The 22,273-nt window shown below is 48.0% G+C and carries 22 protein-coding genes; 8 read left to right on the top strand and 14 right to left on the bottom strand.

Translation table 11 applies throughout. The features are described from left to right. Window positions 1-3: 3 nt before the first annotated feature. From ribH to M0L20_RS27900, 3 genes are all read right to left on the bottom strand, one after another. Window positions 4-507 carry a 6,7-dimethyl-8-ribityllumazine synthase gene (gene ribH / locus M0L20_RS27910; RefSeq protein ID WP_232560580.1) on the bottom strand — a complete coding sequence of 168 codons (504 nt, stop codon included), beginning with the start codon at window positions 505-507 and terminating at the stop codon, window positions 4-6. A 146-nt stretch (window positions 508-653) separates the two neighbouring features. After that, on the bottom strand, window positions 654-1,349 hold the full coding sequence (locus tag M0L20_RS27905) for a tetratricopeptide repeat protein (RefSeq protein ID WP_232560579.1): 696 nt from the start codon (window positions 1,347-1,349) through the stop codon (window positions 654-656). 85 nt (window positions 1,350-1,434) lie between these two features. Beyond that, window positions 1,435-1,659, bottom strand: a complete 225-nt coding sequence (locus tag M0L20_RS27900) for a DUF4926 domain-containing protein (RefSeq protein WP_232560578.1) — start codon at window positions 1,657-1,659, stop codon at window positions 1,435-1,437. A gap of 251 nt (window positions 1,660-1,910) precedes the next feature. Here M0L20_RS27900 and M0L20_RS27895 point away from each other — a divergent pair, with 251 nt between their 5' ends. Beyond that, complete coding sequence (locus M0L20_RS27895; protein ID WP_248480454.1) at window positions 1,911-4,322, top strand: TonB-dependent receptor; 2,412 nt, start codon at window positions 1,911-1,913, stop codon at window positions 4,320-4,322. 123 nt (window positions 4,323-4,445) lie between these two features. Here M0L20_RS27895 and M0L20_RS27890 read toward each other — a convergent pair whose 3' ends face one another. Continuing rightward, complete coding sequence (locus M0L20_RS27890) at window positions 4,446-5,585, bottom strand: cystathionine gamma-synthase (protein ID WP_248480452.1); 1,140 nt, start codon at window positions 5,583-5,585, stop codon at window positions 4,446-4,448. Window positions 5,586-5,671: 86 nt separating this feature from the next. On the opposite strand from M0L20_RS27890, the gene M0L20_RS27885 reads away from it, so the two are divergent. After that, window positions 5,672-6,343: a TVP38/TMEM64 family protein gene (locus M0L20_RS27885; RefSeq protein ID WP_248480451.1), complete on the top strand. Its 672-nt coding sequence runs from the start codon at window positions 5,672-5,674 to the stop codon at window positions 6,341-6,343. A gap of 8 nt (window positions 6,344-6,351) precedes the next feature. Here M0L20_RS27885 and M0L20_RS27880 read toward each other — a convergent pair whose 3' ends face one another. Next, window positions 6,352-7,164 carry an alpha/beta hydrolase gene (locus tag M0L20_RS27880; protein ID WP_248480450.1) on the bottom strand — a complete coding sequence of 271 codons (813 nt, stop codon included), beginning with the start codon at window positions 7,162-7,164 and terminating at the stop codon, window positions 6,352-6,354. Between the two features lie 35 nt (window positions 7,165-7,199). Here M0L20_RS27880 and M0L20_RS27875 point away from each other — a divergent pair, with 35 nt between their 5' ends. The 3 genes from M0L20_RS27875 (at window position 7,200) to M0L20_RS27865 (ending at window position 10,030) form a co-directional block, all read left to right on the top strand. After that, the gene (locus tag M0L20_RS27875) at window positions 7,200-7,670 is read left to right on the top strand and encodes a MaoC family dehydratase (RefSeq protein WP_248480449.1); all 471 of its coding nucleotides are present in this window, start codon (window positions 7,200-7,202) and stop codon (window positions 7,668-7,670) included. Between the two features lie 91 nt (window positions 7,671-7,761). Continuing rightward, entirely contained in the window at window positions 7,762-8,931 is a 1,170-nt protein-coding gene (locus tag M0L20_RS27870) for an acyl-CoA dehydrogenase (protein ID WP_248480448.1), read from the top strand. A gap of 172 nt (window positions 8,932-9,103) precedes the next feature. Continuing rightward, complete coding sequence (locus tag M0L20_RS27865; protein WP_232560571.1) at window positions 9,104-10,030, top strand: AraC family transcriptional regulator; 927 nt, start codon at window positions 9,104-9,106, stop codon at window positions 10,028-10,030. A gap of 39 nt (window positions 10,031-10,069) precedes the next feature. On the opposite strand, the gene M0L20_RS27860 is transcribed toward M0L20_RS27865, so the two are convergent. From M0L20_RS27860 to M0L20_RS27840, 5 genes are all read right to left on the bottom strand, one after another. Then, the gene (locus tag M0L20_RS27860; protein ID WP_248480447.1) at window positions 10,070-10,501 is read right to left on the bottom strand and encodes an energy transducer TonB; all 432 of its coding nucleotides are present in this window, start codon (window positions 10,499-10,501) and stop codon (window positions 10,070-10,072) included. 4 nt (window positions 10,502-10,505) lie between these two features. Then, complete coding sequence (locus tag M0L20_RS27855) at window positions 10,506-11,324, bottom strand: phosphoglycerol geranylgeranyltransferase (RefSeq protein ID WP_435531851.1); 819 nt, start codon at window positions 11,322-11,324, stop codon at window positions 10,506-10,508. Further along, on the bottom strand, window positions 11,233-11,769 hold the full coding sequence (locus tag M0L20_RS27850; protein WP_232560569.1) for a hypothetical protein: 537 nt from the start codon (window positions 11,767-11,769) through the stop codon (window positions 11,233-11,235). The genes M0L20_RS27855 and M0L20_RS27850 overlap by 92 nt, the downstream gene beginning before the upstream one ends. A gap of 59 nt (window positions 11,770-11,828) precedes the next feature. Beyond that, complete coding sequence (locus M0L20_RS27845) at window positions 11,829-12,254, bottom strand: phage holin family protein (protein ID WP_248480446.1); 426 nt, start codon at window positions 12,252-12,254, stop codon at window positions 11,829-11,831. Between the two features lie 360 nt (window positions 12,255-12,614). Continuing rightward, a complete protein-coding gene (locus M0L20_RS27840) occupies window positions 12,615-13,001 on the bottom strand; it encodes a TraR/DksA family transcriptional regulator (RefSeq protein WP_167204884.1) in 387 nt (128 codons plus the stop codon). A gap of 323 nt (window positions 13,002-13,324) precedes the next feature. On the opposite strand from M0L20_RS27840, the gene M0L20_RS27835 reads away from it, so the two are divergent. Beyond that, window positions 13,325-14,599: a Glu/Leu/Phe/Val family dehydrogenase gene (locus M0L20_RS27835; RefSeq protein WP_232560567.1), complete on the top strand. Its 1,275-nt coding sequence runs from the start codon at window positions 13,325-13,327 to the stop codon at window positions 14,597-14,599. Window positions 14,600-14,697: 98 nt separating this feature from the next. Continuing rightward, complete coding sequence (locus M0L20_RS27830) at window positions 14,698-15,360, top strand: phosphatidylserine decarboxylase family protein (protein ID WP_248480445.1); 663 nt, start codon at window positions 14,698-14,700, stop codon at window positions 15,358-15,360. A 68-nt stretch (window positions 15,361-15,428) separates the two neighbouring features. Here M0L20_RS27830 and M0L20_RS27825 read toward each other — a convergent pair whose 3' ends face one another. The 3 genes from M0L20_RS27825 to M0L20_RS27815 all read right to left on the bottom strand — a co-directional run bounded on the left by M0L20_RS27825 (window position 15,429) and on the right by M0L20_RS27815 (window position 18,031). Further along, window positions 15,429-16,235, bottom strand: a complete 807-nt coding sequence (locus tag M0L20_RS27825) for an SMP-30/gluconolactonase/LRE family protein (RefSeq protein WP_248480444.1) — start codon at window positions 16,233-16,235, stop codon at window positions 15,429-15,431. A 430-nt stretch (window positions 16,236-16,665) separates the two neighbouring features. Beyond that, window positions 16,666-17,301: a hypothetical protein gene (locus M0L20_RS27820; protein WP_232560564.1), complete on the bottom strand. Its 636-nt coding sequence runs from the start codon at window positions 17,299-17,301 to the stop codon at window positions 16,666-16,668. Between the two features lie 97 nt (window positions 17,302-17,398). Then, window positions 17,399-18,031 (bottom strand): MgtC/SapB family protein, encoded by a 633-nt coding sequence (locus tag M0L20_RS27815; RefSeq protein ID WP_232560563.1) that lies wholly within the window; start codon window positions 18,029-18,031, stop codon window positions 17,399-17,401. Window positions 18,032-18,191: 160 nt separating this feature from the next. Between M0L20_RS27815 and uvrA the strand changes: the two genes are divergently transcribed. Further along, window positions 18,192-21,119 (top strand): excinuclease ABC subunit UvrA, encoded by a 2,928-nt coding sequence (gene uvrA, locus M0L20_RS27810; protein WP_248480442.1) that lies wholly within the window; start codon window positions 18,192-18,194, stop codon window positions 21,117-21,119. Window positions 21,120-21,298: 179 nt separating this feature from the next. Here uvrA and M0L20_RS27805 read toward each other — a convergent pair whose 3' ends face one another. Beyond that, window positions 21,299-22,162, bottom strand: coding sequence for a TraB/GumN family protein (locus M0L20_RS27805; RefSeq protein WP_248480441.1), 864 nt, complete (start codon window positions 22,160-22,162; stop codon window positions 21,299-21,301). Between the last annotated feature and the right edge of the window lie 111 nt (window positions 22,163-22,273).

Here is a 22,273-nt window from a genome sequence, read left to right as displayed (position 1 = left end):
TATTTAAAACTGAAATGAATAAACCTGTCTTTGTAGGCCCAGCATTTTAACAGCCGTAATAGCCGCTTCGTCGCCTTTATTTCCGTGCTTTCCACCCGCCCGGTCAAGTGCCTGTTGCTGGTCATTTGGTGTCAAAACGCCGAAAATAACGGGCTTACCCGTTTTAAGACCAACGTTCGTCAATCCCTGAGCAACGGCGTGATTGATGTAATCATTGTGCTTGGTTTCGCCCTGGATAACGCAGCCTAACGCAATCACGGCATCAATGTCATCGCGCTGAGCAAACCACTGCGCGCCCAGGCTCAACTCATAACTACCCGGCACATTGCCCCGGACGATATTTTCAGCTTTAGCGCCGTGCTGGAGCAACGTCTGATACGCACCCGCGAACAAAGCTTCCGTTACTTCCGTGTTCCATTCAGAAACAAGAATCGCAAACCGGCGATGACTGATATCGGGCAGATCATCGGTTGAAAATACACTCAGGTTTTTTTGATCAGATGCCATGTAAAGAAACCGGAAACCCGGCGAAGTTTAGTGAATTAACGACTGTCTTACCTACTGCTACTCGGAAATGGTTGAGACAATTGACAAAAAAAGGACAAAACCTCAGTCGGCTTTGTCCTTCGCTGTATTGAGTTGTTCAAGTACGCCTACGACTCGCCGACCGCTGCATCCAGCACGGATTTATACTTCTTGGCAGTAACAGCCTCGGCAGATTGGGGATACTTTTCGATAATGTCGTTGTACGTTTCGATGGCTTTATCGTTTTGCTTAGCCTGTTCGCGAACAATAGCTAGTTTCAACAGATAGCCGGGCGTAAAGAATTTATTGGGTTTGTAGTCAGCTGCTTTTTGATAGTAATCAGCCGCTTCGTCATAGCTTTTCTTCTCAGTATAAGCGTCACCGATGAGCGCATAAGCACGCGCCTGCACCAGCAGATCCGATGAGCTAAAGCTTTTCAGACGATCGATGGCTTCGTCGTACTTACCTTCTTTCAGTAAGCCGACACCCGCATAAAACTCGGCCAGATTACCAGCGGGCGTTGCGCCGTAGCTGTCGGCAACGCTCAGCAGGCCAGGGCTTCTGCCATCGCCATTGAGGGCTTTCTTCAGTGAATCGGCTTCGAGCTTGTAAACCGATGGGAATAGTTCGACCTGCGCTGTTTCGTCCTGGCTACTTACGTAATAGCGATAGCCAAAGAAACCAACGACCAGCAACACAATGCCGCCGACTACACCTAAAACGATATTTCGGTTCTGTTGGAAAAAATCACCAACATCCTCTAATCTCCCCTCTAATGCGTCTGAATCTTCCAAAAAATCCAGTCCACTGTTCTTTTTGCTCATTTGTTTGCAATTTGGACTGCAAAATTAGGAATATTTGTAATTGCGGAAAAGCGTAATGCTCAAAAGTTTACAGAAGAGTTTTCGGTTAAACCGTCATATCCCGGACAGTCATAACTTCCGACGCCCGAACGGAGCGTATCTGATGAGCCATTAAGGTCACGATTGCTACTGCTTCGCCCGTTAAGGTTACAAACTCTACTTCAAACGCTTGACCCCCATTGTAGACGGTCAGAATCGTGCCAATATCTCCCGCTTTTAAACGTCCATCCGTCAGATCTCCTTGCAGCACGACTAAATCAAACTCATTCATAGGCAACAATACTGTTCGAAAAAGTAACGTTTGACAGAGAATCTTGTTTGTTAAAATTGCTTTAACTTTGCGCTGCTAATCTTCTAAGGGGTGCCTCATAACAACGGGCTGAGATTATACCCATTGAACCTGCACGGGTAATGCCGTGAAGGGAGATGTAGTCACGATGTACAATCGTGATCGTTACCAACCAAAATCATATCTAACCAAGGATAGGTTTGGCCCCTAGCTTATCGTCATGCTTTTTCGTTATGAAAAAACCGACGACTGGACCACTTCGTCATTTTAGACGTGCCCCGTTTTTTGCTTTTTTGACAGCTATCGTCTGTCTATCAGCGCTACCCACCTGGGCTCAACTCGTTATTTCGGGAACCGTCAACGACGCCGATGGCGGAATACTTCCTGGGGCTGCCGTTACGCTTGAAGGCACGTACAAAGGTACCTTTACCGATGCCAACGGCTCGTTTCAGCTAACGAATCTAAAGCCGGGTTCACTCTCCCTTCGGGTATCCCTGCTTGGCTACGAGCCTCAAACGCAAGCCATTAATCTAAGCCAAAGCACGACGGTAACCGTTAGTCTCAGAAAAACAGCGGTGACCGTCGATGAAGTTGTTGTGAGCGCTACGCGGGCAAATCAGAAATCAGCCATTGCCTATACTGATGTGTCGCGGCAGTATTTGAACAAGCTGAATCTAGGTCAGGATATTCCGCAGTTGCTCAACTTTACACCGTCTATCGTTACAACTTCTGACGCGGGAGCGGGCGTGGGCTACACCGGTATTCGCATCCGGGGGTCCGACGCCACGCGGGTAAACGTCACACTCAACGGTATTCCGTACAATGACGCCGAATCGCAGGGTACGTTTTTTGTCAATATGCCCGATTTTGCGTCGTCGGTGAGCAGCATTCAGATTCAGCGGGGTGTGGGAACCTCGACCAATGGCGCGGGCGCGTTCGGCGCTTCGGTCAATATTCAAACCAACAAGCTGGAAGAAAAACCGTACGCTGAAACAAACATTTCCGCTGGTTCTTTCGGCACGCGCAAAGTAAACGTACTAGCCGGAACGGGTTTGATCAACAATCACTTCGTACTCGACGCCCGGCTGTCGAAGATTTATTCCGACGGCTATGTCGACCGGGCTTTTTCTGATCTGCGGTCGTTCTACGTATCGGGCGGTTATTATACCAAGAAAAGTTTTTTCCGGCTGAACATTTTTTCGGGTCAGGAACAAACGTATCAGTCGTGGGGCGGTGTACCTGAGAATCTGCTTAAAACGAACCGCACGTACAACGTTTACACCTACGACAACGAAACCGATAACTACCAGCAAGACAACTACCAGCTTATTGCATCGCATGAGTTAAGCCGCAACTGGCGACTAAACGTTTCAGCTTTTTACACGAAAGGAAAAGGCTATTACGAGCAATACCGGCCCAATGATCGGTTCAGCAATTACGGCTTACCCAACGTTGTCATCGGCGATTCGACCATCTCCCGCACCGACATCATTCGGCGACGGTGGCTCAATAACGATTTTTACGGGACCGTTTTTTCGCTTGACTACAATAGCTTTGGTAAGCTAACGGCAAATATTGGTGGTGGCTGGAATAACTATCAGGGAGGACACTACGGCGAGGTTATCTGGGCGCGAATCGCTGGTAATACCAATATTCGGGACCGCTATTACAACGACGATGCGACAAAACGCGACCTCAATCTGTACGCCAAAGCATTCTATCAATTCAGCAAACCACTCAATGGCTTTGTTGATGTGCAGGTTCGGCAAATTGATTACTCATTTCTTGGTTTTAACAGCCAGTTGCAAAACGTTCAACAGGATGCTAAGCTGACATTTTTCAATCCCAAAGCAGGTTTGACTTACGTCCTGAACGACCGTAGTACCGTTTATGCGTCGGTTGGTGTTGGCCACCGCGAACCAAACCGCGACGATTACACCCAATCGACGCCGGAGAGTCGTCCCAAAGCCGAGCGCCTTATTGATTACGAAGCGGGCTACAAACTGCAAACGGAGCGGCTGGCGTTTACGGTCAATGGCTATTACATGACTTACCGGAATCAGCTCGTTTTGTCGGGTCAGCTTAACGACGTAGGCGCTTACAACCGCGTAAATATTCCCGTTAGTTACCGGGCGGGTATTGAGCTTGAAGCGGGGGCTCGCTTAGCCAAGCAATTGCGCTGGAATGTAAACGCAACGTTTAGCCGTAACAAAGTCCGTAACTTCACCGAGTACCTGGATAACTTTGATAACGGTCAGCAGGAAAGTCGGCAGTACAGCGAGACTGATATTTCATTTTCACCAAACGTGATTGCTGGCTCACAACTGTTGTTCACCCCCGCCAAAGGACTAGAACTGGGACTGTTATCGAAATACGTTGGAAAGCAATACCTCGACAATACGTCCAACGTGAGCCGCCAATTGAATTCGTACTTCACAAACGACATTCGCCTGATCTATAGCCTAAAACCAAAATTTGCTCAAGAGATTGCGTTTACGTTGTTGCTCAATAACGTCCTGAATGAACTGTATGAATCCAATGGCTACACTTACGCTTACATCTCAGAAGGACGCGTGACAGCTGACAACGGCTATTACCCACAAGCCGGGCGCAACTTCCTCGCCGGGATTCGGGTGCGTTTCTAGTTTAAATCGCCCGGCGGCCCGGCGAGATTTGTGTGATTTAGGTGAGTGACGATGATTTCGAAGTTCGATCAGCGTATTCACCTAAATCACGCAAACCCGGCTGGGTCACTGGCTACTTCAGTCTTATCCGATGGCCTGTTCCAAATCCTGGATCAAGTCGTCAACGTCTTCGATACCGACACTAAGCCGGATAAGCGTGTCTTTCAAGCCGTTTTTCTGCCGCTCCTCCTTCGGAATACTAGCGTGCGTCATACTAGCCGGGTGCGTACATAGTGATTCAACACCCCCCAGCGATTCGCCAAGCGAGAATACGGCAAAGCTTTCCATCACCCGTACGGCTTCCGGCATCGAATCGCCTTTCAGTTCAAACGACAGCATTCCTCCAAAACCACGCATCTGCTTTTTAGCCAGTTCATGACCCGGATGCGATTCAAGACCGGGGTAATGTACTTGACCAACTTTCGGATGTTGTTGCAGGTACTGAGCGACTTTCAGCGCGTTTTCGCAGTGCCGCTGCATCCGAACGTGCAACGTTTTGATACCCCGCAGTACCAAGAAACAATCTTGTGGACCCGGTACGGCACCGCAGGCATTCTGAATAAACGCTAACCGCTGGGCCGTCTCATCGCCGTTGAGCACAATAGCGCCCATAACTGTATCGGAGTGACCGCCGAGGTATTTGGTAACCGAATGCATCACAATATCGGCACCCAAATCAAGCGGATTCTGCAAATACGGCGATGCAAACGTGTTATCAACCACCAATTGAATGTTCCGTTGTTTGGTGATAGCCGCAATCGCAGCGATATCGACCAGCCGTAACAATGGGTTTGTAGGCGTTTCGATCCAGACCATTTTGGTAGCTGGCGTAATAGCCGCTTCCAGATTGGCGGAGTTATCCAGGCTGACGAATTTGAATGTAAGCCCGAACTCCTGAAAGACGCGCACCATGATTCGGTACGTGCCACCGTATAAATCGTTGCTGGCTATAATTTCGTCACCGGGTTTAAACAGTTTGAGAATAGCGTCTGTCGCACCAAGCCCCGATGAGTAGCAAATGCCATGTTTGCCGTTTTCAAGAGCAGCCAGGTTATTTTGCAACACCGTTCGGGTCGGGTTCTGCGTTCGGGCGTATTCGTACCCTTTATGCTTGCCCGGCGACTCCTGTACGTAAGTCGATGTCTGATAAATGGGTGTCATGATAGCACCCGTTGTAGGGTCCGGCTCAATACCGGCATGGATGGCTTTGGTTCCGAATTTCATGTCCTAAAGTAGTAAAACTAGTCAGTAGATAAACGACCAGGTTACAGAAACCAAACCAGAACAGGTGTCTGGCAGTTTGATATATCGTGAAATCATCCATTCTAAAGCACTTTACCGGGCCTGTTATTGCTGGCATCCTGATGTCGGTAACGCCTATTGTGTTTACGTCTTTACTGACTTATTACGCGATTCTTCACGAGTCAGAAATTGCCGGTTTTACAGCCTGGCAATGGGCCGGTATTACGCTTCTGTGCGCAATCACATCTGCCGCATTGACGCCACCGACCATGCTGGCGTTAATCTTTGGCTATTTTCTGGGTTGGCAGGCCGTACTTCCGCTTTTTCTGGTCAACATGGGAGGTATTCTGTTCATCAACCTCCTCGTACGCTGGCTCGATCATGAACGCTTTCTGAGCTTTTTACGCCGAAATCCCAAAGCACAATCGGTACTCGACCGAATTTTGAACAAAGAACTGGAAGTTATTTTTTTCGCCAAGCTCTCCCCTATTCTTCCCTTCGGGCTTACGAATCTACTGTTTGCTCTTTCGGGAGCTCAGCTGAAAAACATATTGCTGGGCGGTCTGCTAGGTATGATGCCCAGAACGTTACTTGCGATTTGGTCGGGCCACGAAGCGCGTGAGATCCGAACGCTACTGGAAAACCCAAACCAAAGCAGCTGGACGCAGATCATCATCGTTGTCCTCGTCATTGTGTCGATTGCGGGCTTGTGGCAGGTGATCCAACGAGCCTTGAAGTAAAGCCATTCTCACACCTGCTTTGCCAGCCGTTCACCCGCCAGCTCTATAAGCAAATTGTGGCCTGTCTTGACGATTGTCAATTCGAACTGATAGAGTCGTTTTGTAAGCGGGAGAACATAACTGGTTGGTATTATCCGGTCGAAAGAGCCCATAAAAAAATGGGTCTCTAAGCGCATTTCATTAATTAAATCACCGACCCGCTCAAGGTCAGGAAAAATAAGCCGAAACTGAGTCCAGCTTTGATACACCAAATTGCGACGTTCGGGCGTGTCGAGCGAGATCTCAACAAAGCGCATCAATGTTCGATTCAGCAACCCCGCCCGTGTCAAGAAATGACCGATGGTGCTTAGAAACGTTAAATGAGTCAACACAAACCGAAACAACCGTCTGCCTAGGGAAGAACCCGTTGCGAACTTGTACCAACGACTCGGCGTAATACCATCCGGAGCAATAAGAATCAGCTGATCGACGCGACTAGCTAACAATTCGGCGGTTGTCAGCGCAAACCGTCCCCCCAGGCTAAAACCCACCACCGAAAAACGATCAACGGCGTTTGCCTGTAAAAATGCGTCAATCAAGCGTTGCCAAACAGTTTTCGTTAACAAGTGATTACTCCGATACTGACTGCTACCGTGAAAAAACAGATCGATGGCTAACAGGGTATATCGGTCACCAAGAAGCTTTTCGTATTTGGCAAATACCTGCCCAGTCTGTCCGAAGCCGTGAAAAGCCAATAGTGTAGTTGGTCCATAACCAAATCGACGGTATGCCAGTTGGTTATTTTCAAACGTAAACAGGTCAACATCGGCAGCTCTCGTCATAGCGACAAAGTTGAGCGTTGTCCCTCAAAATAACTATGCAACACTTCACAAACTTAGCCGAATTTGCGGCTCACGCTGGTCAATCGCTCGGCGAAACACAATACATGACCATTACGCAGGAAGCCGTTGACCTCTTTGCTCAGGCGACTGGCGACAACCAGTGGATTCATACCGATCCCGAGCGATCCAAGCAGGAATCGCCGTACACAACGCCTGTTGCGCACGGCTTTCTAACGCTTTCGCTGGCTCCTAAGTTACTAGCCGAATTGTACCAGATCGATTCTGTAAAGATGGCCGTCAACTACGGCGCTAACAAAATCCGCTTTTCGAATGCCGTACCCGTCGGCAGCCAACTGCGCATGAAAGGCTGGCTACACCATGCTGAACCGCAGAATGATAACGAGGACACATCAGGGACACGAGCCATCATCGAATGTGTATTTGAAGTAGAAGGTGAGCAAAAGCCAGCTTGCGTAGCCGAATTGATCGTACTGTTGTTTGAATAGTAGTATGCTTGCATACTATTTATCCAGGTTTTTTTTATCTTTACCTACGTTAAGGTAGACGATCATCATAAGAAAAAACCAATTCACTCAGATGGCAACGGCAGCGCTTGGACTAGAGGGATTAAATTTTAATTTGTCGGAGGAACACCGCGCCGTACAGGAAGCCGCCCGTGATTTCGCCCATAACGAACTGCTGCCTGGCATTATCGAGCGCGATAACGAAGCCCGGTTTCCGGCAGAGCAAGTAAAACGCATGGGCGAATTGGGATTCCTCGGCATGATGGTTTCGCCCGACTACGGCGGTGGCGGAATGGACACGGTATCGTACGTACTGGCGATGGAAGAGATTTCCAAAGTAGACGCATCGGCCTCCGTGATCATGTCGGTAAACAACTCGCTTGTCTGTTTCGGCCTTGAAGCGTACGGTACTGAGGAGCAAAAACAAACGTATTTGACACCACTAGCCGCTGGTGAAATCATCGGCGCGTTTTGCCTCTCGGAACCCGAAGCAGGCTCCGACGCAACGTCACAAACCACGACGGCGGAAGACAAAGGAGATTATTATTTAGTAAACGGTACAAAAAACTGGATCACAAACGGTAACTCCTCCAGTGTTTGTCTGGTCATTGCGCAAACGGATCGCGAAAAAAAACACCGCGGTATCAACTGCCTGATTGCCGAAAAAGGAACGCCTGGTTTCGTCGTAGGAAAGAAGGAAGACAAGATGGGGATTCGCGCTTCCGACACCCATTCTTTGTTGTTTACTGACGTTAAAATACCTAAAAAAAATAGAATTGGCGAAGACGGATTTGGCTTTAAATTCGCTATGTCGACCCTGAACGGTGGCCGCATTGGTATAGCCGCTCAGGCACTGGGTATTGCGGCTGGTGCTTACGAACTGTCGCTTAAGTACGCACAGGAACGAAAATCGTTTGGCAAACAACTGTTTGACCACCAAGCTATTCAATTCAAATTAGCCGAAATGGCCACCAGAATTGAAGCAGCCCGGCTTTTGGTTTATAAGGCAGCGCGGATAAAAGACGAACACGGCGATTACGTTCAGGCGGCTGCCATGGCTAAGTTATTTGCTTCGGATGTTGCCATGTGGGCTACCACAGAGGCTGTACAGATTCATGGTGGCTACGGTTACGTAAAAGAATACCACGTAGAACGTCTGATGCGTGACGCCAAAATTACTCAGATTTACGAGGGTACGTCCGAAATCCAAAAACTAGTTATAGCGCGTGAACTCATTCGCTAACTCTATTCCTAATAAAATAGAATTTTTTCAAAGGGCTAGTGCGTGTTCAATAAGAATACGCACTATTTTTTTATTTTTTGGAAACTTTTATACTTGTATTAGTTTTGTACAAATTATTAGTTTTGTGCAACTTTGAAAGCATGTAGCATTCACGCGCACTTTCCTTTCAGCTATGGAAGACTACAATAAAATAATTGAATCACTGGGCGTGAAGTTTATTAAGGCCCGTAACATTCGGATTTTGCAACCTATCACCATCAGAAACTTCTATGATGTTGAAAACACGTTGCTGATCTTATATAATGGCGAGGTATCCATCGGCGAAGAACGCGTTAAAGTTAACGTAGGCGATATGCTGTTTATTCCGGGTGGAAAGCACGTAACGGTTACCTATGGAGACCCTACCAGTTCTAAAACGGTTTCCAACGAGGAGTTTATGACGCACCGGGAATCGTACTGGGAAGGAAACCACGATCCAAAACTGATCGGGCATTTGCCTAATTCGTTTGGGTATGTGTCCTTCGAGGCTAAGGTTTTCGACTCGGTGAACTTCTTCAACTCACTCGATGTACCGCCTTTCATCATCAAACGGGAAGATCACCTGGCGAATACAATCGACCAGATTCTGGCCGAGGACATGACGGATCTGGCGGGTAAGGGTCGTATCGTTAAGATCAAGACCGAAGAAATCGTTATTGAAGTTGTTCGGTACATCCTTAAGAACCGTCTGTTCGTCGAACAGCTGGTAACCAACAGCACTTATTTTAAAGATCCGCGCTTAATCGATATTTTCGCTTACATCAAGGAAAACCTAGGTGGCGATCTGTCAAACAAGGTGTTGGCCAACGTTGCTAATGTTTCGGAAGATTACGTTGGACAGTACTTCAAAATGCTGACAGGTATCAATCCACAGGATTATATCGAATACCAGCGGATGGAAGCAGCCGTCGGTCTTCTACGTACGAGCAAAAAGAGCATCCGAGCTATTGGAGCGGAAGTTGGGTATAAGGATACCGCCTATTTCTGCCGTCGTTTTAAGATGATGTTTGGTATTCCTGCGGGCAAGATGCGTCGCCGGGAATCACTGATGAACGTCTAAAACGAAAAGAGCCAGTTAGTAGTGACTGGCTCTTTTCGTTTATTGCATACTTACTTCTATAGGCAGTGTATAAAAAACGGCGACTGGCTTCCCATTAACCTCGCCGGGCTGCCAGCGCGGCATTTTTTCGATGGCCGAGATAATGGTTGTCATGAAGTCCTGCATTCCTTTCTGGGTCTTTTTATCGAGTGGTTTCGATGTAACGCGTACGTCACGCACGACTCCGTCCTTACCAATAATAAACTTGGCTGAAACCGGTCCGGTATTGTAATTCTTACGCGACAAGGAGTTAGGAAACTTAATATTTTCGGCCAGGTAGCGACTTAGTGCCGTATTTCCTCCCGGAAACTCCGGTTGCTGCTCAGCTACCGTAAAAACAGGTTCATTGCGTCCTTGTGCAACGGCAGAAACTGGTGTAAATAAACCAATTGTGCCAATAATGCACAAAATGATCAAAGCAATGTTTTTCATACGTTTACGCTTGCACTACTGATTGATTGAACTCCCGCACAACGGCTGCTAATTCAGGAAGCAGCTCTGGATTCTGCTCAATACCGTTGCCTATAACAATAACATCGGCTCCTGCTTTCAACGCGTTGTATGCTTTTTCGCCCGAGTTGATTCCTCCCCCAACTAAAACAGGACAATCGACTGCGGCTTGAACAGCAGCGATCATCGCAGGCGGTACTGGCCAGCGTGCTCCACTTCCCGCGTCTAAATACATGATCTGTAGACCAAGCATTTCGCCCGCCAGGGCCGTGCAGGCCGCTACATCGGGCTTGTCGTGCGGCAAGGGAGTGGTGCCACTAATATACGAAACGGTAGTCTGAGTTCCACTATCAACCAGCATGTAACCAGTCGACAGTATCTCTAAACCGCTTCGTTTGAGAAGGGGTGCAGCAATAACATGCTGGCCTATTAAAAACTCGGGGTTCCGACCAGAAATAAGTGAAAGCAGAAGAATAGCATCGGCCGACGGTTCGATGTGTAATGGATTACCCGGAAACAAAATCACGGGTATGTCGGTGTGCTGGCGAATGGTAGCAATAACTTCCTTATGGATGTATTCCGTGACTAAACTACCACCGACGAGAAAGAAGTCAACAGCGAATTGGTCGGCGCGAGTTGCTAGTACTGAAAGCTCATCTTGCTTGATCTTGTCGGGATCAAGCAAGACGGCCAGTGATTTTCGACCAGCTGATTTATAGTTGCGTAGTGTATTGCGCAGGCTCAGTAGTTGCCTTGGCGTGGTATTGTCCTCCGGTCCTGGGGTCTGCGGTTGGATTGATCGCATTATTCTGACGGATACGAGCTAAAAAGCCGGTTAGCTGCTCGCGAGCAATATTTGTCAGAACAGTGGTAATTAAACCTCCGATCAAACCACTTGCGGCAGCTGATTTTTGTGTCTTTTTTGCTTGCTGCTTTATTGCTCTTTGAGTAGGATGCGCATTCGATGGTTCATCTTCGTCATACTCTTCGTACGAAAAATCACGATCTTCTGGTTCACCATACTTTTCAGCGTATCGGTACTCATCAGACTTTGGCAGAATAGCATTTACGACCAAATATACGGCTAAACCAACACCTGCTACAAACGCGGCTGTTTTCCCGATTTCAGAAGCGTCGTCTTTAATCGAATCTACGCTATCTGTAATGGACGATTTAAACCGCTCAGTAGCAGCCATCAATTGAGCCCGACGAGCCGTAGTATCGGCAAAAGGTACTTTTGGGTCTTCCATAATTTTCTTTCCTCGACTTGGTATGTGTAGTTTACAATTAATCGCCTATTGAAAAGCCCCTACTGGGCATAACGGTTGGTTTGATCTAAACTAGCGCGTGTTTTTTCCATTAGTTCGCTGACAGCTTCCGTTTTTTCTTCGGCCTTTTTCTCCTGGCTTTTCTTAATAGCACTGTAGGCAGCCACCCTGATTTTTGATTTCACAAAACCACTTGCTGCACCCCAAATTATCGTCAAAAGCAGAAAAAATCCGGCTACGATCAAAAAACCGATGTACCGGCTGTCCGTTACTTCGTTTAAATACGCGGCCAGCAGACTGAATAAGAATATAACTGTCATGGTGCCAAGAAGCGCCAAGCCAATACCGTGAATACCGACGACAACTCCTTCCTCCACTTTGCCTCTTGTTTCGAGTGTGAATAACTCGATACGAGCCTCCAGATAGCGGAAGATATTTTCTCGAACTTCTTCCAAGCGTTCCAGCATGATTGTATGTGTTTAACTTTGCTCTGCGTTATTTACCAAAAACGGCTCATTTTGTTTAGAATTTATCCATTTTCAGCGCTCTAATGGTATATCCTTTCGTGTATGCCCTGTTCTGAACCTTTCTGGCTTAGTCGCCGAGCGTTCATTACAGCTGGCCATAGGTTCAGAGAGACCGATTTTTATGAGCCGAGTGAACGCTGATTTAGCGCTCGACGCGATTCACTTAACGAATGTTAACCACAAAAGAAGGTCTGATAGACTAGCTACCAGACCTTCTTAAAGTTTATATATAGGCGTCAGCGAGTTAGGCTGTGCACCGTTCCTGATGACAGTTATGTTTAGCCGCAACAGCAGCGCGTACTAATTTGATTGCCGCAATTTAGCTTCGATCGTTTGTTGCGTATGAGGAACCGCCCGCAGACGCTCTTTAGGGATCAGCTTTCCGGTGTCCTTACAAATACCATAGGTTCCGTTCTTGATCCGTACCATTGCTGCATCTAACTGCTGCGTGAACTTTTGCAACCGAGCGGCCAATTGGCTAAGATTCTCACGTTCACTGGTATCAGCGCCATCTTCGAGCAATTTAGAATTGCCTGATGTATTATCGGTACCACTATCGTTGCGCTTGCTTAGCGTTTCCTTGATATAATTCAACTCACTACGGGTCGCTTCAAGTTTCTGACCGATCAGTTCTTCGAACTCTTTCAGGTCTTCTTCCGAGTAGCGCTTCTTTTCCTCCTGAACCATAGTTACTAGCTGTATGGATGTATCTTTCCCCAAAATTAACGCTTTTTACCCTGATTTTCAACGAATCTATCAATAAGAATAGTGGTCCTATAGAATTTTATTGAATTGCAATTTGCCGCTATAACCGATTTTTCTTTTGAAACCGTCGGTATCAGTTTATTACAATTTCGGTCTAACGGTCGTATATAGACGATTCTTAGGATTTTTATTTTATACTAATCATAGAAAAAATATACTTTTCATAACAATACATTGCTTTTAATTAGTTTTGTGACACACTTCATCGATAAAATAGTTTTAAAAAGTGAAGTAACATTATGGCTATGGCATACATTGAACCAGCCCCAATAAAAGATAAGGAAAATCCCCTTGAGTCCATGATGTCGCGGTTCGACGCGGCTGCTCGTTTACTGGGCATTTCGGACGAAATGTACGATATCTTGAAAGTACCGGCCAGACAGGTTATCGTGGGACTCCCCGTTACAATGGACAACGGGGCTATTAAAGTTTTTGAAGGTTACCGCGTTATTCACTCAAACATTCTGGGACCTGCCAAAGGCGGTATTCGCCTTGATCCAGCGGTCAATCTGGATGAAGTTCGGGCGCTGGCTGCCTGGATGACCTGGAAATGCGCCGTAGTGGATATCCCTTATGGGGGAGCAAAAGGTGGAATCGCCTGCAACCCTCGTGAGATGTCGGCGGGTGAAATTGAGCGATTGATTCGTCAGTACACCGTTGCTATGCTCGACGTTATTGGTCCAGACCGCGATATACCGGCTCCTGATATGGGAACGGGCCCGCGCGAAATGGCTTGGATCGTCGATGAATACTCGAAGGCTAAAGGTATGACGGTCAACAATGTGGTGACGGGTAAGCCTTTGGTACTGGGTGGCTCCCTTGGCCGCACTGAAGCGACTGGACGTGGGGTTACGGTAGCAGCGTTGGCGGCAATGGACAAATTACGGATCAACCCTTACCGTTCTACAGCCGCTGTACAAGGATTTGGTAATGTCGGGTCCTTTGCCGCCGAACTACTCCACGAACGGGGTGTTACGGTTGTCGCTGTCAGTGACATATCGGGTGGCTACTACAACGCGTCCGGCATCGATATTACCGCAGCCGTCACTTACCGGAATGCCAATAAAGGTACATTAGAAGGCTTTACAGGTGCCGAGAAGATATCGAACGAAGAGCTACTCTCGTTAGCGGTTGACGTGCTTGTCCCTGCGGCCAAAGAAGATGTGATTACGGACGACAACGCAGCATCCATACAAGCCCGTATGATCGTTGAGGGGGCAAACGGCCCAACTTCTGCCTCCGCTGATGAGATTATAAACAGCAAAGGTATTCTTGTTGTGCCTGATATTCTGGCTAATGCCGGTGGCGTTACGGTTTCTTATTTTGAATGGGTTCAGAACCGGATCGGTTATAAATGGACGCTCGACCGGGTCAACCGCCGGGCCGACCGGGTTATGAAAGATGCCTTCGACCGGGTATTCGAGACGTCACAACGGTATCAGGTTCCGCTTCGTTTGGCCGCTTATATTGTCGCTATTGACAAAGTATCAAGCACCTACAAATTCCGCGGAGGCTATTGATTTTCGTAAAAAGGTATGATGTGTACGGTATGATGCATAATTTTGCTCATATCTGACGCATCAGCAATACATCATATCGTATACATCCTATTCTTTTTATGCGCTTACACCGCGAAGGTTTCACCATCATGATTACAACAGGGTTAGTTTTATTAGCCCTGAACCTACTGGCTTATTACTACCTGTTTTCCGATAATTCGACGGCTATCGTACTACTAGCAATAGCCAGTCTAATCTTGTTCGGGCTGATTGTTCAGTTTTTCCGGGTGCCAAACCGGCCACTGACCATTCACGAAGCGCAGGTAATTGCTCCGGCAGACGGTACGGTTGTCGTCATCGAAGAAACCGACGAAGACGAATACTTCAAAGGCCGTCGGCGGCAAATTTCGATTTTCATGTCACCGCTCAACGTGCACGTCAACCGAAATCCGGTTACGGGTATTGTTCGTTATTTCAAGTATTATCCTGGCAAATACCTGGTAGCGTGGCATCCTAAGTCCAGTACCGAGAATGAGCGAACAACGGTAGTAATCCAAGCGAAAAACGGTGTTGAAGTACTTTTCCGGCAGATCGCCGGTGCGGTTGCCCGACGCATTATCTGGTATGTAAAAGAAGGGCAGCCAGTAGAACAGGGTCAGGAAATGGGCTTTATTAAATTCGGCTCCCGGATTGATGTGTTCCTACCGCTCGATGCAGAAGTCAACGTGAAGATCGGCGATAGAACCAAAGGCGGAGTAACGGTAATAGCCGAACTGAAATAAATCATTACGTTTCCAAAAAGCGGGGGCCTAAATCGTGTTGCACGATTTAGGCCCCCGCTTTTTCAGTCTTATAAGCTAATACTCAGCAGTTCACCCCGTTCGGTTTCAGTAACGACCAGCCCTAATTCGCCCGAGGGATCGAAAACGCAGTTTGACGGGTTCTGTCCTGGCAGTTTAATGTCTTTCTGAAAAACACCGTTGGGCGAGAACACCCTAATAATGCCACTCCCATAAACGGCTACATAAATGTTTCCGTCCGGCCCTATTTTTATTCCGTCTGGTCCGGGTATGTCATGTCCCATCGGCGCTTCAATGACAGGGGTCAGAACGCTTATATTTTCCCAACTCAAGCTATCGGCATCCCAGTAACCCTGCCAGATACGCTGCTGATGGGTTTCGCCAATAAGTAACGTCTGATTGTCAGGCAATAAGGTCAAGCCATTGGGATAGTCCAGCCCCTCGGCGATGATTTCAACGGCTCCTTTGGGTGTATAAACCGCAACGTAGCCAGGTTCATCGGCTTCGGGATCACCGGGGCAGCTAAATAGTAGATTACCCTGCTGATCGAAATGCAAATCATTTGGCCAATGCAATGGATCAACGCCAATTCGGTCGATTACGGTCTCTACTGCTTTTGTCTCAATCGCCATGCGTCGGATGGCCTGCTGTCCCGAATCGCAAAACCAGATGTAGTTGCCACGTGCGACTGCTCCACTTGGCTTCCCTCCCGTTTTGATTCGTCTCGTTGCGCCATCTGAACTCCAGCAAAGTAAACCTTCGCCCTCTTGCTCTGTACACCAAAGGTGTCCGGTATGGTCAAACATCGGGCCTTCGGGAAATCGTAATCCTGATGCCAGTACACGTATCGTATTCATACGCTTCCTATCATTATGTAATTAAGGTAATTAGACCTGGCAGTTAACAAATTGATTATTTGCTGTAGACACCAAGCCGTTTAGATAAGAAGTAAGAATCTCCTGCCTTTGTTTAAGAAATCAGATGCGACTTAGACCTATTCCGTAATGGATCTACGACCTTTCTTTAGCTTATAATGGATTTAGACAATTTAAAAATACTTAAGTTATATAATACTTGATTCACCATATCAAGCATTATCCCAACACCATAGATTGATGCTTCCACCCAAAAAATTACGGTCGAAAAAGAGTAAGCCTTGGTTGACTGAATGAACTGGTTCCTCGACAATGCATTACCAATCTGGCAGCAGATTACTTAAAACTCATAGAACAGAAAAGGCATCGCTCTACAGCGATGCCTTTTCTGTTCTATGTTTATGCTAGGCGCTTAGAAGAAAGATAACCGAATGACTAAAGGGCTACCATAAATGTACTGCGATAGCCCTGTGTTTGCATCATAGTTCAGATTGTAAAGCGCGGTCAGGTTAACTCCGAATCGACGAGAGATCGGCTGCGAATACGTAAGGCCAATCAAAGGTGCCGTTACTTGCCCGCTATAACTCCCAGCGACTCCGTCAACCTTTTGCTGAACGGTACTATTTTCTATTTCACCGTGTAAATAAAGGTTAGGCAAAATAGACGGAATGAATTCATACATCAGGAAACCTCTTCCTCCGTATTGGTTGTAAGTCTGTCCACCAACGTTATTGAATCCGTTAAAATAAGGCTTATAGCGCGTGTAATTGTAAGTTCCCCCGATTCCGACGATCAGATGTTCGGTGGCCTGATAAGCAATAACGGGCGAAACGCCAATGCTGAACGGATTACCAAAGCGGAAACCGTTGATGCCACCCCCAAAGCGCAACCGCTGCGCAAAAGGAAGAGGCTGGCCGTCCACCGTCTGTGTTTTTAGTGGGTCTTTACCCTGATCCCGACGATCTTCCGGATCTTCGGTGAGTTGTGCAAATGCAACGCTGCTGCTCAATAAAGCTATAACAAACAGTACTCTTTGAATATGATTCATGATGGATTGTGGTAAAAGAAAGCTGGCTGGTAAACGATAAAACGTGCTTATTTTATTTATCAGCGTCTTGTCACCCAGCTTCCCGAATGTAACGAAATCAAAACGTAAATTCTTTTATGTCAGGGTCGTTTAACAAATGTTTAATGCATTTTTCGTGATTAGTAGCCCGGCCTCGCACTCGCCAGCGGCCTGTAATCTTAGTCCCGATGCGTTGCCGTTGTCCTCGTGTTGGTACCAGATTGTATTGCTTAAAAAAAGCCTCGTAATCTTCCAGCGTCCGGTTTGGAAACTCCGCCACAAGGCGGTACTCACGCGTTTGATTTATTTTCTGAATTTGGTCCGTCAGATTGCCCAGAAAAAGTAAGGAACTTAGCACAAGCACAAATCCAATGAGGGCAATATCATAATTCCCGCTGCCGACACTCATTCCCAAACCCGCTACCGACCATACCGTCGCGGCTGTGGTTAGCCCCTTTACCCGATTATCTTCCCGAAAAATAATACCCGCTCCGAGGAAGCCTATTCCGTTAACAATGTTAGCGGCAACCCGATCATTGGAGCCATTGCCAAGACGCCCTGACACGAGGGTAAACAAGGCCGAACCCACACAGATCATAATCATGGTTCGAAAACCAGCTGATTTGCCGTGATACTCGCGCTCCGCACCAATCGCACCGCCCATAAGCAGCGGAACGACCAATCGGATAATATCTTCACTGGCAAAATCCATTGTTCTCGATACCCATTACGACACGAATGGACGCGCTGTTGCAGCTACGCCTAAATGTTTATTCTTCACCGTCTCAAGCCGCTAAGAATATTCGCCAAGAGAAACCATATCGACGAATAAACCGTTAAAATTTAGATAGAGTTTACCCTACAGACTTAGAATGACTCAAAGCACGAAAACCGAATCAGCACAGTCGGTTGACTACCTCGACCCCAAACAGTTTATTATCATTAAAGGGGCGAAAGTACATAATCTGAAAGGAATTGACGTTGCTATTCCCCGCAATAAATTAGTTGTTTTGACTGGGCTGTCGGGCTCAGGAAAATCATCGTTGGCATTTGATACACTGTTTGCCGAAGGGCAACGCATGTACGTCGAAAGCCTGAGCAGCTACGCCCGGCAATTTCTGGGCCGGATGGAAAAGCCCGAAGTCGAATACATCAAGGGTGTTTCACCGGCGATTGCCATCGAACAGAAAGTATCGACCCGAAACCCCCGCTCAACCGTTGGAACGTCTACCGAAATTTATGATTATCTCAAGCTGCTCTTTGCGCGGGCGGGCGTTACGTACTCGCCGGTTTCGGGCCATGAGGTGCGTAAAGACACGGTTACGGACGTTGTTAATTTTATTCACAGTTTTGCAGCTGGGCAACGGGTTATGATTCTGGCCCCGCTCCGCATCCGCGACGACAGAACGTTAGCCAACGAGCTGCCTATTCTGCTTCAAAAAGGCTACACCCGGATTGTGGCTGATGGTGGCCCCGCTGGTCAGCAGGTTCTTCAGATTGAGGACGTTTTGGGCGAAGGCAAAGAAGACGCGGTTGACCTCGCCTACTCATCACTCGAAATACTTATCGACCGTGGTACTGTTATCTTCGACGACAACGGGAACCCGGACGAAGACAATCAATACCGTTTTTCGGATTCGGTTCAGACAGCCTTTAACGAAGGAGAAGGCACCTGCCGGGTAGCGGTCGTAGGAAGATCTGGCGCAACTGAAGAATCGCGGGTTTTCTCCGATAAGTTCGAACTGGACGGGATTGTCTTTGAGGAGCCGAGCGTCAACCTGTTCACATTTAATAATCCGTACGGTGCCTGCCGCCGGTGCGATGGCTTCGGTAAGGTACTGGGTATCGACCCGGATCTGGTTATTCCTGATAAGAATCTTTCGGTTTTTGAGGGGGCGATTGCACCCTGGCGTAGCGAGAAAATGAATGCGGAGTTTTTGAAGCCTTTGCTTAAAAACGGCATCCGCTTCGATTTTCCCATCCACCGACCTTATAAAGACCTCTCCCCCGCTGAACAGGAACTTCTCTGGACGGGCAACAAGTACTTCGATGGGTTGAACGCTTTTTTCAGCTACGTGGAAAGCCAGACGTTCAAGGTGCAATACCGGGTCATGCTGTCGCGTTACCGGGGTAAAACGACCTGTCCAGAATGCCGAGGTTCGCGCTTACGCAAGGACGCGGGTTACGTAAAGATTGCCGGTAAGTCAATTACGGACCTGGTCCTAATGCCCCTTACCGAAGCAACCACGTTCTTCCGTACGATTGATTTACCTTCGCACCAGCAGCAGGTTGCTAGCCGTATCCTGACCGAAATTCGTAATCGCCTGGATTACATGGAGCGGGTCGGCCTGGGGTATTTGACTCTTAACCGATTGACGAATACGTTGTCTGGCGGTGAATACCAGCGTATTAAGCTGGCAACTTCACTCGGTTCAGCACTGGTTGGCTCGATGTATATCTTGGACGAACCCAGCATTGGCCTACACCCACGTGATACAAAACGCCTGGTTAGTGTGCTCGAATCGTTACGCGACATGGGCAATACAGTTATTGTCGTTGAGCACGAGGAAGAAGTAATGCGGGCCGCCGATCAGTTAGTCGATATTGGCCCTGATGCGGGTTCGCTGGGCGGTCATCTGGTCTTCCAGGGTACATGGGAGGAGATTGAGCAGAGCATGACCCAGGGAACAGAGCAACGTCAAGAAGCCGAGGAAGGTGCAATGCAATCGCACACGCTCGACTTCCTGACGGGCCGCGAAACGGTTGAAGTGCCTGCCTTCCGACGCAAATCGACAAATTTTATCGAGTTGAAAGGGGCACGCGAAAACAACCTCAAAGATGTAGACGTGCGTTTTCCGCTCAATACCTTGACAGTCGTAACGGGTGTGTCGGGTTCTGGCAAGAGTACGCTGATTCGCAAGGTGCTCTATCCGGCTTTGATGCGGGAGAAAGGCGAAACTGCCGAAGAAGCGGGCAAATATGACAGCCTTGGCGGCTCACTGAACCGGGTTTCGGCGATTGAAATGATCGACCAGAATCCAATCGGTAAATCAAGCCGGTCGAATCCGGTTACGTACATCAAAGCCTACGACTATCTGCGTCAGGTCATGGCCGATCAGCCGGTGTCCAAATCACGCGGCTATAAGCCAAGTCAATTTTCTTTCAACGTTGACGGTGGCCGCTGCGAAGTGTGCCAGGGCGAAGGCGAGGTGAAGATCGAGATGCAGTTCATGGCCGACATTTACCTCAAATGTGAAGGCTGTGATGGCAAGCGGTTCAAGCAGGAAGTATTGGAAGTGACGTTGCACGACAAAAACATCTCGGACATTCTGGATATGACCGTTGATGAAGCCATCGACTTTTTTAAGAAAGTTGATACCAAAATGGCGGACAAACTGCGGCCTTTGCAGGAGGTTGGCTTAGGGTATATCGGGCTTGGACAATCGGCGAATACGCTTTCGGGTGGTGAAGCACAGCGCGTCAAGCTGGCATCGTTCCTCGGCAAAGGCAATCCAAACAAAGGGGGCACGCTATTCATCTTCGATGAACCAACGACCGGATTGCATTTCCACGATATTCGAAAACTACTGTCGGCTATCAACGCCCTCGTTGATCAGGGTGACTCAGTGATTATTATCGAGCATAACATGGAGGTGATCAAGAGCGCCGACCATATCATCGACATCGGTCCCGAAGGCGGTGAAACGGGTGGCTACATCACATTTACGGGTACACCCGAAGAAATGGTAAAGTTACCGGAGGGCAATTACACCGCCGATTACCTGCGGGAAAAGCTGTAGAGCAAAGAGGGGGCAGGTTTTGAGAACCTGCCCCCTCTTTGCTCTACGTGGTGTCGGTTTCTCAAAACCGACACCACCACCATAGAAACATATCGAATTAGGGTAAAGCCAACGTTCCGGACAATATTCGTTTGAGAACCGCACGGGCGGCCCCGCTTACCCAGCTTTATGTCAAAGTTTCACTTGGCCTTCACTTCATAACCCGCTTTGCGCAACAAGGCAATCAAGCCTTCCGGACCAGGCAAATGAAGCGCACCAACCGCTACAAACGTGGGTCGAACAGCCATGATCGTCGGTAATTTCCCCATCCAGGTTTGGTTTCGCTCTTTGACGAGATATGACAGATCACCGTATTTTTCTTCGTGTTGCTGCCCCAGTTTCCACATCCCTTCCAGGTCACCCGCTAAGTAGAGGTCGGTGAGGTGCTGGCTCTGACCTTTTGTGTGTTTTTTCTCCTCCACCAGTTTAACCAGATCCGCAGCTTGTTTTTCCACCGGATCGTGGTCGAACAAAAAAGCCATTTGCTGCTCCATCGTTTCGAGCGGAGTAACGGCTTTTCCTTTCTTTTTCGCTTCAACCGCAAAGTATAAATCAAGCGGCTGTCCGGTAAACTTACGGAGCGTATCAACCTCTTTTTCGGCATAGCCAAGGCTTAATGTCGTTGCCGTCATAATCGGCTTCATCATGTTGAACATAGCCAGGTCATAGCCTGTCACCTGCTTGAACTCCGTAGCAACTAACTGGTAATCCGGTTCAGACAGTAGTTTCTTCAAGCTATTGCCTGGCATCAGGGCGCGCATCGCCATGTTGAGCATGGCCGATGAATCGACCGTTGTTTCGACGACGACTCCCTGGGCCGCATCGAAAGCCGTTCGGACCGTAGGGGCTTTGTCGAGATAACTGTCTTTAAGAATGTGGTAGGTTCCGAACAGGTACGAAGGCTGCTTGAGCCCATTGCCGGAGACTTCCCACAGCAAGGATTGAGCTAGGCCCGTTTGGGGAAGCGCCAGTAGAACAAAAAAGAGAATGCGTAACGAAGTCATCACTATATGTACGAAAAAGCGGATACTAATAACACACAATTTAGCCCACACCCAGGCAGTTTTACTGTTTAAGTACAATAAACCACGCCATTCACAATCGAAATTCGCTGT

The sequence above is a fragment of the Spirosoma liriopis genome (assembly GCF_023196085.1).
Classification (GTDB): domain Bacteria; phylum Bacteroidota; class Bacteroidia; order Cytophagales; family Spirosomataceae; genus Spirosoma; species Spirosoma oryzicola.
This window is presented reverse-complemented; position numbering and strand designations above follow the sequence as displayed.

Coding starts and splice junctions, on each gene's coding strand:
- ribH (WP_232560580.1), bottom strand. CDS start 507: ATGGCATCTGATCAAAAAAACCTGAGTGTATTTTCAACCGATGATCTG.
- M0L20_RS27905 (WP_232560579.1), bottom strand. CDS start 1,349: ATGAGCAAAAAGAACAGTGGACTGGATTTTTTGGAAGATTCAGACGCA.
- M0L20_RS27900 (WP_232560578.1), bottom strand. CDS start 1,659: ATGAATGAGTTTGATTTAGTCGTGCTGCAAGGAGATCTGACGGATGGA.
- M0L20_RS27895 (WP_248480454.1), top strand. CDS start 1,911: ATGAAAAAACCGACGACTGGACCACTTCGTCATTTTAGACGTGCCCCG.
- M0L20_RS27890 (WP_248480452.1), bottom strand. CDS start 5,585: ATGAAATTCGGAACCAAAGCCATCCATGCCGGTATTGAGCCGGACCCT.
- M0L20_RS27880 (WP_248480450.1), bottom strand. CDS start 7,164: ATGACGAGAGCTGCCGATGTTGACCTGTTTACGTTTGAAAATAACCAA.
- M0L20_RS27875 (WP_248480449.1), top strand. CDS start 7,200: ATGCAACACTTCACAAACTTAGCCGAATTTGCGGCTCACGCTGGTCAA.
- M0L20_RS27870 (WP_248480448.1), top strand. CDS start 7,762: ATGGCAACGGCAGCGCTTGGACTAGAGGGATTAAATTTTAATTTGTCG.
- M0L20_RS27865 (WP_232560571.1), top strand. CDS start 9,104: ATGGAAGACTACAATAAAATAATTGAATCACTGGGCGTGAAGTTTATT.
- M0L20_RS27860 (WP_248480447.1), bottom strand. CDS start 10,501: ATGAAAAACATTGCTTTGATCATTTTGTGCATTATTGGCACAATTGGT.
- M0L20_RS27855 (WP_435531851.1), bottom strand. CDS start 11,324: ATGCGATCAATCCAACCGCAGACCCCAGGACCGGAGGACAATACCACG.
- M0L20_RS27850 (WP_232560569.1), bottom strand. CDS start 11,769: ATGGAAGACCCAAAAGTACCTTTTGCCGATACTACGGCTCGTCGGGCT.
- M0L20_RS27845 (WP_248480446.1), bottom strand. CDS start 12,254: ATGCTGGAACGCTTGGAAGAAGTTCGAGAAAATATCTTCCGCTATCTG.
- M0L20_RS27840 (WP_167204884.1), bottom strand. CDS start 13,001: ATGGTTCAGGAGGAAAAGAAGCGCTACTCGGAAGAAGACCTGAAAGAG.
- M0L20_RS27835 (WP_232560567.1), top strand. CDS start 13,325: ATGGCATACATTGAACCAGCCCCAATAAAAGATAAGGAAAATCCCCTT.
- M0L20_RS27830 (WP_248480445.1), top strand. CDS start 14,698: ATGCGCTTACACCGCGAAGGTTTCACCATCATGATTACAACAGGGTTA.
- M0L20_RS27825 (WP_248480444.1), bottom strand. CDS start 16,235: ATGAATACGATACGTGTACTGGCATCAGGATTACGATTTCCCGAAGGC.
- M0L20_RS27820 (WP_232560564.1), bottom strand. CDS start 17,301: ATGAATCATATTCAAAGAGTACTGTTTGTTATAGCTTTATTGAGCAGC.
- M0L20_RS27815 (WP_232560563.1), bottom strand. CDS start 18,031: ATGGATTTTGCCAGTGAAGATATTATCCGATTGGTCGTTCCGCTGCTT.
- uvrA (WP_248480442.1), top strand. CDS start 18,192: ATGACTCAAAGCACGAAAACCGAATCAGCACAGTCGGTTGACTACCTC.
- M0L20_RS27805 (WP_248480441.1), bottom strand. CDS start 22,162: ATGACTTCGTTACGCATTCTCTTTTTTGTTCTACTGGCGCTTCCCCAA.